The sequence below is a fragment of the Streptomyces sp. NPDC096193 genome, from assembly GCF_040302905.1.
Taxonomy (GTDB): domain Bacteria; phylum Actinomycetota; class Actinomycetes; order Streptomycetales; family Streptomycetaceae; genus Streptomyces.
In genome coordinates this window covers 176,363-190,425 of record NZ_JBEOSJ010000005.1, presented here as the reverse complement: position 1 = coordinate 190,425, position 14,063 = coordinate 176,363, and the positions used below count along the sequence as shown (strand labels likewise).

Sequence of the window (14,063 nt, the reverse complement as noted above, 5' to 3'; positions counted from 1 at the left end):
CGACGCGCGCCGTGTGGCGTGGCCGGCAGGTGCCGGGTGGTGGATGCCCGTCGGTGGGTGCACGTCGCATGGGGCGGGGCCGGTAGGTGCCGGATGGTAGGTGCCCGGTGGTGGGTGCCGCTCGGTAGGTGTCGTGCGGTAGGTGTCGTGCGGCGGGTGTGAGTCGGTGGGCCGTGTTCGACGTCGGCCGGCGGATACGGGCGGGTGGGAAGTGGACGGGATGGGGCCGGCGGGGGTGCCCGGAGTGCCGATCCGGGTCGTCATCGCGGATGACGAGCCGCTGATCAGGGCGGGAATCCGGATGATTCTGACGTCGGACCCCGGCATCCAGGTCGTGGCCGAGGCGGCGAACGGACGCGAGGCCGTCGACATGACACGGGCGCACGGCGCCGACGTGGTGCTGCTCGACATCCAGATGCCTGTCATGGACGGCCTCACGGCGGTGGGGGAGTTGCGCAGGGCGGTCCCGGCGGCGCGGGTCATCGTGCTGACGACCTTCGGTGAACGGGACAACGTCCTGCGGACGTTGGAGTCCGGCGGTGCCGGATTTCTGCTGAAGGACACCGCGCCCGCGGAGCTGATCGGAGCCGTACGAGCCGCTGCCGCAGGTGACGCGTACCTCTCCCCCGGTGCGACGCGGCACGTGGTCGACCAGCTGGCGTCCGGGAGGGCGGTTGCGCGCAGCGAGGAGGCGCGAGCCCGGGTGGCTGGGCTGAGCACCCGGGAGCACGAGGTACTGGCGCTGCTGGGTGAGGGGCTGTCCAATGCGGACGCCGGGAAGCGGCTGCATATGAGTGAGGCCACGGTGAAGACCTACGTCAGCCGGATTCTCGCGAAACTGGAGTGCGAAAACCGGGTGCAGGCGGCGCTGCTGGCGCGGGATGCGGGGCTAGGCGGCTGAGCTGCCGGGTGCCAGGCGTGGGTCTGGGCGCGTGAGGTGTCGGACGACTGGTGCCGCTTGAGCTGTCGACGACTGATGGCCGTGTGAGCTGTTGGGCGACCGGTTGTTGCGTGCGGGATGGGGCCGGCGGGGGCGCTTCGGCGGGTGTTGCTGCGCGCTGTGCCCGCCGGGGTCGCTTGGGCGGGCACCGACGTTTCACGTGGAACATCCGCGCTGACCGTTTCACGTGAAACGTCCGATGAGCCCGACGTCCGGGCGCCCCGTCCCGGCCTTGTTCCGGGGCTGATCAGGCAGCGAAACGCGCGGCCAGCGTCTTGCCCTTCTCCGCGGCCTCGTCGAGCGCCTTGGTCTTCGACGCGTCGGCGAGCGGAATGAACTCCGTCATCTCCGGCTTGGAACGGGCCAGCGTCATTTCCGGAACGATGAAGTCGACCGTGGCGCCGAGCATGCCGGTGAACACCTTCTCCAGGTAGTTCTGCACGAACTCGAAGTCCTCGCGCGGTGTTCCGGGGGCGTACGAGCCACCGCGGCTGGCGACCACCGTGACCGGGGTGCCGGCCACCGGGCCGTCAGGGGTGCCGGCGTTGTGGCCCACGATGATCACGTGGTCCAGCCATGCCTTGAGGGTGGACGGGATCGTGAAGTTGTACATGGGCGCGCCGATGAGGACGGCGTCGGCCGACTCCAGTTCGGCGGCGAGTTCCGCGCGCAGTTCGTTCTCGATCCCGGCGGAGACGGCGGCGATGTCCAGGTGGGGCAGGGGAGTTGCGGCGAGGTCACGGTAGATGACCGTGCCGTCCGGGTGCTGCTCCTGCCAGGCCTGCACGAAGGCGGCGGTGATCTCGCGGGAGGCAGATCCCTGGGGGAAGAGAGCGGAGTCGAGGTGCAGCAGCGTGGCCATGAGGTTCTCCATAAAGGGGGCAGCTGAGAATCTGTGCGTACGTATGGATAGCATAGTAGCTTACTTTTCATAAGTGCCTAGTTTCCGCGCAGTAGTCTGGAGACATGGCGGAACACAGCGAAGAGGCTTGCAGGCGGGTCGACGGGGGGATCGCACGTGTCTTCGGGCTGTTCGGCAAGCGGTGGACCGGGCCGATCGTCTCCGTGCTGATGCAGCGCGCCGTGCACTTCGCGGAGCTGCGCCGGGCGATCCCTGGCATCAGCGAACGGATGCTCTCCGACCGGCTGGCCGAGCTGGCGGCCGCGGGGCTGGTCGTGCGGGAGGTCGACGAAGGACCGCCGCTGCGGGTGGCGTACCGGCTGACGGCGGCCGGAGCCGCGATGGAGCCCGCCCTCAAGGAACTCGGCCGCTGGGCCGACGAGCATCTGCCGGGGGATCGAGAAGCGGGGACCTGCTAGTCGCGTTTCGGGGTGCCCTGTTCTGCGGTCCTGTCCCCCGGCCGTGCGGATCAGTGCTGCCGCGGCCCCTCGGCGGCGGAGTTGTAGCGCAGGAGGTAGTCGGCGAAACGGTCGAGATCCTCGGCCGGCCAGTCGGCCAGACGCTCCTGGTAGGCGGCCTGGCGGCTGGCGTGCGTGGAGGCGAGCGCGGCGGATCCCGCGGCGGTGGGGTGCAGGACCTGGACGCGGTGGTCCGCCGGATCTGCTCTGCGCTCGATCAGACCGAGTTTCTCCAGTGCCGAAACCTGCCTGCTGACCGTCGACTTGTCGAGCATGTAGTGCGACGCGAGGTCGGTCGCCCGGCAGCCCTGTTGATCATGGATGTGCGACAGCAAGGTGTACGAGACGAACGGCAGCTCGGGATGGAGACGGGCGGCCGCCGCGCGCGCCCGTCGGGCGAAGGCCGTCAGCTCGCGCTGAATGGTGTCGATGGAGCTGTCCCGTGCGCGTGACATGCCGCCCTCCTCGCCTTCAGTTGCACGGTACAACGCGCGATGCGCCGGACGGCCGCCTCGCCGGACCACGGGACGCCCGGGCAGCGGCCCGGGTGGTGATCGTCGCAGGCTGTGGAGTCTTTCCGGGGTTATCCACAGGGGCAGACGTCCGTCGGTACGCGGCGGTACGGTCAATGGCAGTTGATGTTGTGCAGGTTCGGGACGACGGGGGCAGGACGCCATGGGCGACGCAGAGACGGTGCAGCGGATGGACACCAGCGGACTGGGGCCGGAGTCGGCGGGGACGTCCAGCGCCAAGGGCGGAGGCCGCATCCCGGTGGTGCCCGGCTTCGCCCGGCGCAAGGGCGGTCAGGGCGTCACCGGTGTCGCACCGGCCACGCGGTCGCCCAAGCAGGAGGGCAAGGCGCTGCGTGATCGGGTCCCTCGCTCCTCGCACGACTCGCTGGTGCTGGCGGTGGACCGGCCGGACGCGGTCGCTGCCGTCGAGGAGTCCAGCCGGGGCCGGGTTCCGGGGCTGACGCCGATACGGGTGGGGCGGATGGCCGCATCACCGTTCGCCTTTCTTCGCGGCTCCGCCGGGCTGATGGCTCACGACCTCGTGGGCACCCCGGTCACCGGAGTGAGCGCCCAGCTGTGCGGCGACGCCCACGCGGCGAACTTCGGCATCTACGGCGACGCCCGCGGGAACCTGGTCATGGACCTCAACGACTTCGACGAGACCGTCGTCGGCCCCTGGGAGTGGGACCTCAAGCGGCTCGCCGTCTCGCTGGTGCTGGCGGCGCGCGTCGCCGGAGCCGACGAGGACGTCTGTCGTGCTGCCGCCTTCGACACCGTGGGCGCCTACCGGCGCACCATGCGCCTGCTGGCGCGCCTGCCCGTGCTGGACGCCTGGAACGCCATCGCGGACGAGGAGCTCGTCTCCCACACGGACGCACGCGACCTCGTCGGCACCCTGGAGCGCGTCTCGGAGAAGGCGCGGAAGAACACCAGCGCGCGGTTCGCGGCCAAAGCGACGGAAGGGGTGTCCGAGGATGGCGGCGAGACCTGTCGCTTCGTGGACGCGCCTCCGGTGCTGCGGCGGGTGCCCGACGCGGAGGCCGCAGCGGTCGCCGCGTCACTGGAGGAGTACCTCGGCACGGTGTCGGAGGACCGCCTGCCGCTGCTCGCGCGCTACGAGATCCACGATGTCGCCTTCCGTGTGGTGGGCACGGGAAGTGTCGGCACCCGTTCGTACGTGGTGCTGCTCCTCGACCACCGCGGTGAGGCGCTGGTGCTCCAGGTGAAGGAGGCCCGGCCCTCGGCGTTGCTGCCGTGTCTGGAGGCCGCCGGCTTCGAGGTGCCGGAGGTGGAGCACGAGGGCCGTCGGGTGGTCTTCGGACAGAAGCGTATGCAGGTGGTCAGCGACATCCTGCTGGGGTGGACGACGGTCGACGGACGGCCTTTCCAGGTACGGCAGTTCAGGAACCGCAAGGGCAGCGTGGACCCCACCGCGCTCACCGCCGACCAGTTCGACGACTACGGGCGGATGACCGGCGCGCTGCTGGCCCGGGCCCACTCCCACAGCGCCGACCCGAGGCTCCTCGCCGGCTACTGCGGCAAGAACGAGGAGCTGGACGAGGCCGTGGCCGGCTTCGCGATGCTCTACGCCGACCGCACCGAAGCGGATCACGAGGAGCTGCTGGCGGCGATCAAGAGCGGACGGATAGCCGCTGAGCTGGGCGTGTGACAGCGGGCTGCACCGCGCCCGTAGGCTGGCCGGGTGACCAAGGATGCACCCGGCGGCCGAACGGCCCGGAGCGACGAAGAGCAGCACGTGCCACCGAGGCCGGAGGCGCGGCTGGAAAAGGCCGTGTACGCGGCCGAGCAGGCGCTGATCGAGTTCGAGATCGCTCTGGAGACGTTCCGGGTGGAAGTGGAGAACTTCTCCCGGCTGCATCACCAGAAGCTGGGCCCGATGTATGCGCGCCTCGACGAGCTGGACGCCCAGATCGCCGAGGCCAAGGCCGCGGCGAGCGGTGACCCGGAGGATCTGCGCAAGGCGCAGGAGGCCCGGGCGATGGTCATGCCGATGCCCGGCATCGACGAGCTCTTCCACGACTGGATGGACTCCGACGGCCTCTCCCCCGAGGCCGCCGCGATGCTCAACGATCAGCCCGTCCGGGCGCCGAAGCGGGTGCGGCCGAGCGAGGAGGCCCGCAAGCTCTACCGCGAGCTGGCACGCAAGGCACACCCGGACCTGGCGCAGGAGGAGACGGAGCGTGCCCGGCGGGAGGAGTTCATCACCCGCGTGAACGCCGCCTACGCGCTGGGGGACGTGGGCCGGCTGCGCGAGCTCGCCGACGAGTGGGCGGCCGGGCCCGTGCCCGAGGCCCGGCTCAGCGAGAGCGAGGAGCTCTACGCCCGGCTGGAATGGCTCTCACAGCGCAAGGAGCTCCTTGCCGCCGTGGCCCATGAGCTGGAGGAGAGCGCGATCGGCGCCATGCTCCGGATGGCTCCCGAGGACCCGGACCGGCTGCTGGAGGAGATCGCCGAGCAGCTGCTCGCACAGGTCGCCGAGCGCGAACGGGAACTGGCCGGGTTGGTGGAGTAGGTTTTTCGAGGCTGTCCATATTCCGATTCCGGCCGCGACCTCCCGCCGCGTACGTACGAGAGAAGGCATGACTCATGAATTTCGCCCCGCTGCCGTCGGTGGACGTCGCGACCGTGCCGGCCGACGGCCTGGTGCTGGACGTCCGGGAGGACGACGAGTGGGCGGCCGGGCATGTCGAAGGCGCGCTGCATGTGCCGATAAGCGACTTCGTCTCGCGGTTCGGCGAGGTGACCGAGGCCGTCAGCGAGGGACACCGGGCGTATGTGATGTGCCGGGTCGGCGGCCGGTCGGCGCAGGTCACCCAGTACCTGGTGCAGCAGGGGATCGATGCGGTGAACGTCGAGGGCGGGATGCTCGCCTGGGACGGCGCCGGGCGCCCGATGGTCACGGACAACGGATCGCCGGCGTTCGTCCTCTGAAGCTCCTCTGCTGAGCCCTGGCCTGCCTCTGGGGGTGCGGGGCCAGGCGCTCGTCTGCTGTGGGTCTAGCCGAGGGGATGGGCGGCCAGCAGGTCGCCCAGGGCCTCCTCATGGGCCGCTGCGGGGCCGAGGGAGAGTTCGAGCTGCTTGGCCCAGGCGTGATAGCGGTGCAGCGGGTAGTCGGTGTCGGCGCCGAAGCCGCCGTGGAGATGCTGAGCGGTCTGGACGACCCGGCGCACCCCCTCCGAGGCCCAGATCTTCGCCACGGCGACATCGCCGGCCACGGGCAGCGGACCGCCGACACCGGCGCTGCCCCGGGCGGGCGTGAGCCGCCAGGCCGCCTGCCACAGCGTCACCTCTATCGCCCGCAGGTCGATGTACCGGTCGGCCGCCTGCACGGCGACGGCCTGGAAGGTGGCGACGGGGAAGCCGAACTGTTCCCGTTTGCCGGTGTAGGCGCTCGTCATGGCCAGTACGCCCTCGCCGAGACCGAGCGACAGCGCGCATGTGCCGGTGGTCAGCAGGTGGCGCAGCCACTCCCAGGCACCTTCGGCATCGATCAGCTCGGAAGCGTCGACCCGTACGGAATCCAGCGTGATCTCGGCGAACCGCTCGCCGCTGGTGGAGATCTGCTCGGCCGGCACCATGCCGTCGCGGGTCCGGGGGATCAGCGCCAGGACTGCCTGCCCGTCGGGTGTGTGCGCCGGTACGGCGATGCGGTCGGCCGAGTGCGCCCAGGGGACACCTGACTGCACACCGTCGAGCAGCCAACCGCCTCCCCGGCCGGTGTCCCGACCGGCCTCCAGGCCGATGTCCCGCCGCGCCGTGACAGCGAGTTCGGCCGGGTCGTGTCCCGTACGGCCGTTGGCTCCCACGGTGATGACCAGTTCACCGCGGCCGACCCGAGGGAGGATCTCGTCCCTCAACCTGGCGCTGCCGTAACGCTCCACGGCCATGGCGACCGCGCTCGTCTCCAGCAGAGGTACCCGGGCCAGCACCCTGGCCGACTCGCGCAGCACCAGACAGAGGGCGATGGGGTCGAGACCTGCTCCGCCGTACTCCGGTGACACCACCAGACTCAGCAGGTCGGCGTCCGCGAGCTTGGCCCACAGCGGCCGGTCGAAGTCGTCGGCCACCGCGCCCGCGGTGAGCGCGGGGCTCGGCACGCCGTCGGGCGCGACACCCGAGAACACCGCTTTCGCAGCCTCGACGGCCGCCTGCTGCTCCTCGGTGAAGGTGAAGTCCACTGCCCTGTCCTCCCACACGCCGGCGGTGCATGAGCCGCTTACCAGGTTCAGTTCCGCAGTTCACATCTGACGGGTCGTCAAGATAGAACAGGTTCCTGAAAATGAACACAGCTCGGCAACGCGGGCGATGTCGGGTCCCCGGCGTTACGGGTCACCGGCGGGACGGGGCCCCGGTACTACGGGTCACCGGCGGGGCGGGTTTCCGGTGCTACGGGTCACCGGCGGGGCGGGTTTCCGATGGGGTCAGCGGTCGAAGTCGAGCTCCACTTCCGCTGTGGCCGGATGGGACTGGCAGGCCAGGACATAACCCGCCTCGGTCTCCTCGGGCTCCAGCGCGAAGTTGCGGTCCATCCGGACCTCACCCGAGACCAGGAAGGCACGACAGGTGCCGCAGACACCGCCCTTGCACGCATACGGGGCGTCCGCACGGCTGCGCAGCACGGTCTCCAGCAGCGATTCCCCGTCCTGCACGGGCCACTTGCCGGACCGGCCGTCCAGGGTCGCCGTCAGCGAGGCGTGCGCGGGAGCGCTCATCGGCTCGGCGGTGGGCGCCGAGCCGTCGTCCACATGGAAGATCTCTTGGTGGATACGGCTCCGGTCGACACCGAGCTGACGCAGTGCCCGCTCGGCGCCCAGGACCAGGCCGAAGGGGCCGCACAGGAACCAGCCCTCCACATCCGCCACCGGGAGCAGGGACGGCAACAGGGCGGTCAGCCGTTCCCGGTCGAGCCGTCCGGACGGCAGACCCGACTGCTGCTCCTCCCGGGACAGGGTGGTGACCAGCTGGAAGCGGTCGGGGAAACGGTCCTTGAGGTCCGCCACCTCGTCCAGGAACATCGTCGACGCCACGGTCCGGTCGCTGCGGATCAGACAGAACCGGGCTTCCGGCTCCCGGGCCAGCAGCGTGGCCGCCATCGACAGCACCGGAGTGATGCCGCTGCCGCCGACGACCGCGGCGAAGTATCCGGGCCGCGGTTCGAGCAGGAAGCGGCCCATCGGGGGCATCACCTCCACCGTGTCGCCCACGGCGAGCTCCTTGAGCGCGTACGTCGAGAAGTCACCTCCGTCGACCAGGCGGATGCCCACACGCAGCACCGGATCGGTGCCGGGGGGAGAGGCGACGGCGCAGATCGAGTACGTACGGCGGATTTCCTCGTCCCCCACCAGCCGGCGCAGCGCCAGATGCTGGCCGGGGGTGTGGCGGAAGGTCTCGCACAGCTCGGGCGGCACCTGGAAGGTGACCGCGACCGAGTCGTCCGTGAGCTGTTCGACCTCGCTGACCCGGAGCGGATGGAACATCTACAACTCCTTGAAGTGGTCGAACGGTTCACGGCAGTCGACGCAGCGGCGCAGCGCCTTGCACGCGGTGGAGGAGAACCTGCTCAGCAGCTCGGTGTCGGTGGATCCGCAGTGCGGGCAACGCACCGAGAGGGTGAGCGGGATCGGGCCCTCAGCAGGCTGTGGCCGCGGCGGCGCTATCCCGAACTCGGCCAGCTTGCGCCGGCCCTCCGCGCTGATGTCGTTCGTCGACCAGGCCGGGGAGAGGACCTTGACGACCGAGACCTCGGCGACGCCGTGATCGTGCAGCACCTGCTCGATGTCCGTCGTCATGGCCTCGATCGCCGGGCAGCCGGTGTACGTCGGGGTGAGTTCCACCTCGACGCGCCCCGGGCCGAGGATCTGGACCCCGCGCAGGACACCGAGCTCCTCCAGCGTGACCACGGGAAGCTCCGGGTCGGGCACGGAGCCGGCCAGCCTGCGCAGCTCGGCCTCGAGCCGGCTGTCGTCACCGGCCTTCGGCTCGCTCGCCGTCCGGTGGGCGGCAGCGGGCCGGGCTGACGTGGCGGCCCGGTCGGCGTCGGTGCGGCGGTCCGCGGTGAGGTGGGCGCCGGTCACCATGACGCCCCCGGGTGGCTGCGGTGCAGATGCTGCATCTCGGCGAGCATCCGGCCGAACGACTCCGTGTGCAGTCCCTGACGCCCTGCGCCCGCCGCCCATGCGCCGACCCTCGGCCCCTCGGGCACGGTGAGCGTCGCGCGGGTGAGGACGTCCGTCACCGTCTCCAGCCAGCGCGCCTCCAGCGCCTGCTGGTCGACGTCCAGTCCTTCGACCGGCTCGAACATCTCGCCCGTGAACTTCCACAGCGACTGACAGGCCCGCTGCATGCGCTCGTGGCTTTCCTCGGTACCGTCACCGAGCCGCAGCGTCCACTGCTCGGCATGGTCCTGGTGGTACTCGACTTCCTTGACGGCCTTCGCCGCGAGCCCTGCGAACTCGCCGTCCCCGGCAGCGAGCTGCCCGTACAGCAGCCGCTGGTAGACGGAGAAGTAGAGCTGGCGGGCGATGGTGTGGGCGAAGTCGCCGTTCGGCTGCTCCACCAGCTGGAGGTTGCGGAAAGCCCGCTCCTCGCGCAGATAGGCCAGGTCGTCCTCGTCGCCGACGAGGGACAGCAGGACGCGCGCCTGGCCCAAAAGGTCCAGCGCGATGTTCGCGAGGGCGACGTCCTCCTCCAGCACGGGTGCGTGGCCCGCCCACTCCCCCAGCCGGTGCGATAGCACGAGCGCGTCGTCGCCGAGGGCGAGTGCCGCGGCGTTCGCCGTGGTGGTCACAGGTGCTTCACCCCGTCCGGGATCTCGTAGAAGGTCGGGTGGCGGTACGGCTTGTCGGCGGACGGCTCGAAGAAGGGGTCCTTCTCGTCCGGCGAGGACGCCGTGATCGCTGTGGAGGGCACGACCCAGATGGACACGCCTTCGTTCCGCCGGGTGTAGAGATCCCGGGCGTTACGGAGGGCCATCTCGGCGTCCGGGGCGTGCAGGCTGCCCGCGTGGGTGTGGGAGAGGCCGCGGCGGGAGCGTACGAAGACCTCCCACAGGGGCCAGCCGGTCGAACCGCTCATGCCGTCGCCTCCTGGGGCTTCGCCTGCTGTGACTGATGCTTCTCGGCGTACGCGGCGGCCGCATCCCGGACCCAGGCGCCCTCTTCGTGCGCCTGGCGACGCTGGGTGAGCCGCTCTTCGTTGCAGGGGCCGTTGCCCTTGAGGACGTTCTGGAACTCGGTCCAGTCGATCGCGCCGAAGTCGTGGTGCCCGCGCTCCTCGTTCCAGCGCAGATCGGGGTCCGGGAGGCTCAGGCCCAGTGTCTCGGCCTGCGGAACGCAGATGTCCACGAAGCGCTGGCGCAGCTCGTCGTTCGAATGGCGCTTGATCTTCCAGGCCATGGACTGCGCCGAGTGCGACGACTCGTCGTCCGGCGGGCCGAACATCATCAGCGACGGCCACCACCAACGGTTCACGGCGTCCTGCGCCATGTCGTGCTGCGCCGGTGTCCCCTGCGACAGGGTGAGCAGCAGCTCGAACCCCTGGCGCTGGTGGAAGGACTCCTCCTTGCAGATCCGGACCATCGCGCGGGCGTACGGACCGTAGGAGCAGCGGCACAGCGGCACCTGGTTGGTGATCGCGGCGCCGTCCACCAGCCAGCCGATCGCGCCGACATCGGCCCAGGTCAGCGTCGGGTAGTTGAAGATCGACGAATACCTCTGACGGCCGGCGTGGAGCTTGTCGAGGAGCTCGTCGCGGCTGGTCCCCAGCGTCTCGGCGGCGCTGTAGAGGTAGAGCCCGTGGCCGGCCTCGTCCTGCACCTTGGCCATCAGGATCGCCTTGCGCCGCAGGGAGGGCGCTCGGGTGATCCAGTTCGCCTCGGGCTGCATGCCGATGATTTCGGAGTGGGCGTGCTGGGCCATCTGGCGGACCAGCGTCGCCCGGTAGGCCTCGGGCATCCAGTCGCGCGGCTCGATGCGCTCGTCGGCAGCCACGGCAGCGTCGAATACCGCCTCGTAGCCATCCGCAGTCACTGCCGTCATCCGGGCCCCCTACCGACCGATCGTTCGGTTCATTGACTTCAATGGTGAGTCGACGGGCCTTAAGGTGTCAACCCTGTGGATGACCGAGTGCGCCGAAGGGGACCGGGGGCGGGATGGACTCCTACAACGACGAGGACGCCGAAGGCGCCGCAAGCAGGGGCTCCGCGGTGCCGCCGGAGCGCGCCTTCCGGCCGGTGAGGCAGGCCGCGCAGGCGTCGGACGGGTCCCAGCGCGCTTCGGAGGGGGCCGGGGACCGTTTGCCGGACCAGGACCAGGACCAGGGCCAGGACCAGGACCAGGGCCAGGGCCCGCTCCCCGCTTCCGAGGACGGTCCGTCGCCGACCTCCCGGGGTGAGACCCCGCAGGCCGCGGAGTCCGCGGCAGCCGCCGTGCCCGGGCCCCGGAGCGGGACCCCGCACGAGGACCCCTTCCCGCCGGACGCGGCCCCGGACCCGTGCCCGGGGGCGGACCCGGCCCCGGACCCGGACGGGGACCCGGCCTCCGTGCGGCTCGATCCCGACGCCCCCACCCGCGGTATCGCGGCGCTCTCGCTGCCCTACCAGGTCGCCGTGGCCGTCTCGCTCGCCCTCATAGCCGTGCTCGCCGGCGTCCATGTGGCGATGGTGTTTCTGCACGTCGCCCCGTCCAACACGGCGAGCAAGGAGTACGGCAAGGCGATCGACGCCTGGATCTATCCGGAGTTCGAGCAGAACTGGAAGCTCTTCGCCCCCAATCCGCTCCAGCAGAACGTCGCCGTCCAGGTGAAGGCCGAGGTCACCACCCCCGACGGCGACCGCAGGAGCACCGGCTGGATCGATCTGAGCGCCGAGGACGGCGACGCGATCCGCGGCAACCTTCTCCCCAGCCACACCCAGCAGAACGCGCTGCGCAGGGCCTGGGACTTCTACATCAACTCGCACGACGACAAGAACCGTTCCAGCGGCCTGCGCGGCCGGCTGTCCGAGAGCTACGTTCGCCGGCTGGTGATGGCCCGCCTCGAACGGCACGACGTCGGCGGAGAGGTCGAGCGCATCCAGCTCAGGTCGTCGACCAGCGCGGTCAAGGCTCCGGACTGGAGCAACGAGAAGATCGATCTCCGCCCGCAGTTCCGGGTCCTGCCGTGGTGGACCGTCACCGCGGCCGATCTGCCCGGGGGAGTCGACAACGGTCGTACGGAGGCGGACCGGTGAGCGACGCTTCCGAGCGCGGGAACGGCGGATTCGTCCAGCGCGTCACCGCCACGGCTTTCGGGCCGTACCAGACGGCCGTCGTGCGGATCGGATTCGCCGCCACCTGGCTGCTGTTCCTGCTGCGCGAGCTGCCCAACCGCCACGAGATGTACGGACCCCAGGGGCCGTGGAGCTGGGAGATGGGCCGCCGGCTCATCTCCGGCAACGACGCCTTCACGGCGCTCATGTGGTCGGACAGCACTCTCTGGTTCGAAGTCGTCTATGCCGTGGCCGTACTGTCCAGCGCCCTGCTGATGGTGGGCTGGCGGACCCGCACCATGTCCGCGCTGTTCATGATCGGCGTCCTGTCGCTCCAGAACCGTTCGATCTTCATGGGCGACGGCGGCGACAACGTGATCCATCTGATGGCCATCTACCTGGTCGTGACGCGCTGCGGTCAGGTCTGGTCCCTGGACGCGCGCCGCGCCGCCCGTGCCACGGAGCGGGAATCGGGGTCGCGGGAGTCCGGGGTACCGGAGGCCGGGGCGCGGATGCCCGAGGCGCCGATGCCCGCGGTGCAGCAGACCGACCGGGTCGGCCCGCTTCTGTGGACCGTGCTGGGAACCGGCCTGGTCATCGCTACCTTCTTGAACGAGACCGGCTGGTTCATCCTGCTGCTGCTCTGGGTGCTGTGGGTGGGCCAGGGGCTCTGGTGGATGGCGAACCGGCGAGCCCCGCGGGGTGAGCCGCGCATTCTGCTGGACGCTCTCGCCAATTTTGCCCACAACGCCGGGCTTGTGGTGATCATGGCCGAGGTCTGTCTGATCTACGCCACCGCCGGCTGGTACAAGATCCAGGGCTCGCGCTGGCAGGACGGCACCGCGCTCTACTACCCGCTCAAGCTCGACTACTTCACCCCGTGGCCCGCGCTGTCCGATCTGCTGGCCTCGGGCGGACTGATGGTGATGGTGCTGACGTACGGCACGGTCGTCGTGCAGGTCGCCTTCCCCTTCACGCTCTTCAACCGGCGCGTCAAGAACGTCCTGCTCGCGGCCATGATGCTGGAGCACGCCGGCATCGCCTTGCTGCTCGGACTGCCGTTCTTCTCGCTGGCGATGATCGCCGCCGACGCCGTCTTCCTGCCGACCGCGTTCCTGGTCTGGCTCGGCGCGCGGGTCGTCCGGGGCCGGGACCGCCTGTTCTCGCGGGCGCCCGCCGTACCGGAGCAGCGGCAGGAGAGTCCGGAGCAGCCCCGTACGCTCGTCGGGTGAGCACCACCCGAGATGCGATCCACGACGATCACGATCCGCTGCAGTACGACGAGGGCTTCGGGCCCGAGGTCGGCGTCGGCCCCCATCCGCTGCCGTGGCCGGAGGGCGAGCACTACGACGCCGACCTCCTGGCCAACGGCGACCGCCGCAATGTGGTCGACCCGTACCGGTACTGGACGCGTGAGGCGATCGTCGCCGACCTGGACACACGGCGGCACGGCTTCCATGTGGCCGTGGAGAACTGGGGCCACGACTTCAACATCGGCTCGGTGGTACGGACCGCCAACGCCTTCCTGGCGCGCGAGATCCACATCGTGGGCAGGCGGCGCTGGAATCGGCGCGGTGCCATGGTCACCGACCGGTATCAGCATGTGCGGCACCACCCGGACACGGCATCGCTGACCGCGTGGGCCGCCGCTGAGGAACTCCCGATCATCGGCATCGACAACCTGCCGGGTGCGGTGCCGCTGGAGAGGACCGAGCTGCCGCGCCGCTGTGTGCTGCTCTTCGGGCAGGAGGGCCCGGGTCTCACCGAACAGGCTCGCGAGCACGCGTCGATGGTGTGCTCCATCGCCCAGTTCGGCTCGACGCGGTCGATCAACGCGGGAGCGGCCGCGGCGATCGCCATGCACGCCTGGGTACAGCGGCACGCGCAGATCCCGTCGCCCTAGGAGGACGAGCCATTCTCCGGCCCCCCACGCCCGCTGACCGGTGCCTCCCGTGCCGCGGACCCCGGTCGGCCGGGGCCCGCGGCA

At 70.4% G+C, this 14,063-nt stretch carries 16 protein-coding genes; 8 read left to right on the top strand and 8 right to left on the bottom strand.

What is annotated here, in order from left to right; genetic code table 11:
- The first annotated feature begins 235 nt into the window (after positions 1 to 235).
- Positions 236 to 901 carry a response regulator transcription factor gene (locus tag ABTX78_RS10845; RefSeq protein ID WP_352206466.1) on the top strand — a complete coding sequence of 222 codons (666 nt, stop codon included), beginning with the start codon at positions 236 to 238 and terminating at the stop codon, positions 899 to 901.
- A gap of 286 nt (positions 902 to 1,187) precedes the next feature.
- On the opposite strand, the gene ABTX78_RS10840 is transcribed toward ABTX78_RS10845, so the two are convergent.
- Positions 1,188 to 1,802 carry an FMN-dependent NADH-azoreductase gene (locus tag ABTX78_RS10840; protein ID WP_352206465.1) on the bottom strand — a complete coding sequence of 205 codons (615 nt, stop codon included), beginning with the start codon at positions 1,800 to 1,802 and terminating at the stop codon, positions 1,188 to 1,190.
- A 104-nt stretch (positions 1,803 to 1,906) separates the two neighbouring features.
- Here ABTX78_RS10840 and ABTX78_RS10835 point away from each other — a divergent pair, with 104 nt between their 5' ends.
- Positions 1,907 to 2,260, top strand: coding sequence for a winged helix-turn-helix transcriptional regulator (locus ABTX78_RS10835; RefSeq protein ID WP_352206464.1), 354 nt, complete (start codon positions 1,907 to 1,909; stop codon positions 2,258 to 2,260).
- A 50-nt stretch (positions 2,261 to 2,310) separates the two neighbouring features.
- Here ABTX78_RS10835 and ABTX78_RS10830 read toward each other — a convergent pair whose 3' ends face one another.
- Positions 2,311 to 2,754, bottom strand: a complete 444-nt coding sequence (locus ABTX78_RS10830; protein WP_352206463.1) for a MarR family winged helix-turn-helix transcriptional regulator — start codon at positions 2,752 to 2,754, stop codon at positions 2,311 to 2,313.
- 247 nt (positions 2,755 to 3,001) lie between these two features.
- On the opposite strand from ABTX78_RS10830, the gene ABTX78_RS10825 reads away from it, so the two are divergent.
- From ABTX78_RS10825 to ABTX78_RS10815, 3 genes are all read left to right on the top strand, one after another.
- The gene (locus tag ABTX78_RS10825) at positions 3,002 to 4,480 is read left to right on the top strand and encodes a DUF2252 domain-containing protein (RefSeq protein WP_352206610.1); all 1,479 of its coding nucleotides are present in this window, start codon (positions 3,002 to 3,004) and stop codon (positions 4,478 to 4,480) included.
- Between the two features lie 33 nt (positions 4,481 to 4,513).
- Positions 4,514 to 5,344, top strand: a complete 831-nt coding sequence (locus ABTX78_RS10820; protein ID WP_352206462.1) for a hypothetical protein — start codon at positions 4,514 to 4,516, stop codon at positions 5,342 to 5,344.
- Between the two features lie 74 nt (positions 5,345 to 5,418).
- Positions 5,419 to 5,763 (top strand): rhodanese-like domain-containing protein, encoded by a 345-nt coding sequence (locus tag ABTX78_RS10815; RefSeq protein ID WP_352206461.1) that lies wholly within the window; start codon positions 5,419 to 5,421, stop codon positions 5,761 to 5,763.
- Between the two features lie 65 nt (positions 5,764 to 5,828).
- On the opposite strand, the gene ABTX78_RS10810 is transcribed toward ABTX78_RS10815, so the two are convergent.
- The 6 genes from ABTX78_RS10810 to paaA all read right to left on the bottom strand — a co-directional run bounded on the left by ABTX78_RS10810 (position 5,829) and on the right by paaA (position 10,868).
- A complete protein-coding gene (locus ABTX78_RS10810; protein WP_352206460.1) occupies positions 5,829 to 7,010 on the bottom strand; it encodes an acyl-CoA dehydrogenase family protein in 1,182 nt (393 codons plus the stop codon).
- 243 nt (positions 7,011 to 7,253) lie between these two features.
- A complete protein-coding gene (locus tag ABTX78_RS10805; protein ID WP_352206459.1) occupies positions 7,254 to 8,309 on the bottom strand; it encodes a 2Fe-2S iron-sulfur cluster-binding protein in 1,056 nt (351 codons plus the stop codon).
- Entirely contained in the window at positions 8,310 to 8,909 is a 600-nt protein-coding gene (paaD, locus tag ABTX78_RS10800) for a 1,2-phenylacetyl-CoA epoxidase subunit PaaD (RefSeq protein WP_352206458.1), read from the bottom strand. It abuts the gene before it with no gap.
- A complete protein-coding gene (gene paaC / locus ABTX78_RS10795) occupies positions 8,903 to 9,619 on the bottom strand; it encodes a 1,2-phenylacetyl-CoA epoxidase subunit PaaC (RefSeq protein ID WP_352206457.1) in 717 nt (238 codons plus the stop codon). The genes paaD and paaC overlap by 7 nt, the downstream gene beginning before the upstream one ends.
- Entirely contained in the window at positions 9,616 to 9,906 is a 291-nt protein-coding gene (gene paaB, locus ABTX78_RS10790) for a 1,2-phenylacetyl-CoA epoxidase subunit PaaB (RefSeq protein ID WP_352206456.1), read from the bottom strand. Before paaB ends, paaC begins: the two co-directional genes overlap by 4 nt.
- Entirely contained in the window at positions 9,903 to 10,868 is a 966-nt protein-coding gene (gene paaA, locus ABTX78_RS10785; RefSeq protein ID WP_352206455.1) for a 1,2-phenylacetyl-CoA epoxidase subunit PaaA, read from the bottom strand. The genes paaB and paaA overlap by 4 nt, the downstream gene beginning before the upstream one ends.
- 113 nt (positions 10,869 to 10,981) lie before the next feature.
- Here paaA and ABTX78_RS10780 point away from each other — a divergent pair, with 113 nt between their 5' ends.
- The 3 genes from ABTX78_RS10780 to ABTX78_RS10770 are packed head-to-tail and all read left to right on the top strand — an operon-like array spanning position 10,982 to position 13,979.
- On the top strand, positions 10,982 to 12,058 hold the full coding sequence (locus ABTX78_RS10780) for a DUF5819 family protein (RefSeq protein WP_352206454.1): 1,077 nt from the start codon (positions 10,982 to 10,984) through the stop codon (positions 12,056 to 12,058).
- A complete protein-coding gene (locus ABTX78_RS10775; protein ID WP_352206453.1) occupies positions 12,055 to 13,308 on the top strand; it encodes an HTTM domain-containing protein in 1,254 nt (417 codons plus the stop codon). Before ABTX78_RS10780 ends, ABTX78_RS10775 begins: the two co-directional genes overlap by 4 nt.
- The gene (locus tag ABTX78_RS10770; protein ID WP_352206452.1) at positions 13,305 to 13,979 is read left to right on the top strand and encodes a TrmH family RNA methyltransferase; all 675 of its coding nucleotides are present in this window, start codon (positions 13,305 to 13,307) and stop codon (positions 13,977 to 13,979) included. Before ABTX78_RS10775 ends, ABTX78_RS10770 begins: the two co-directional genes overlap by 4 nt.
- The last annotated feature ends 84 nt before the right edge of the window (positions 13,980 to 14,063 follow it).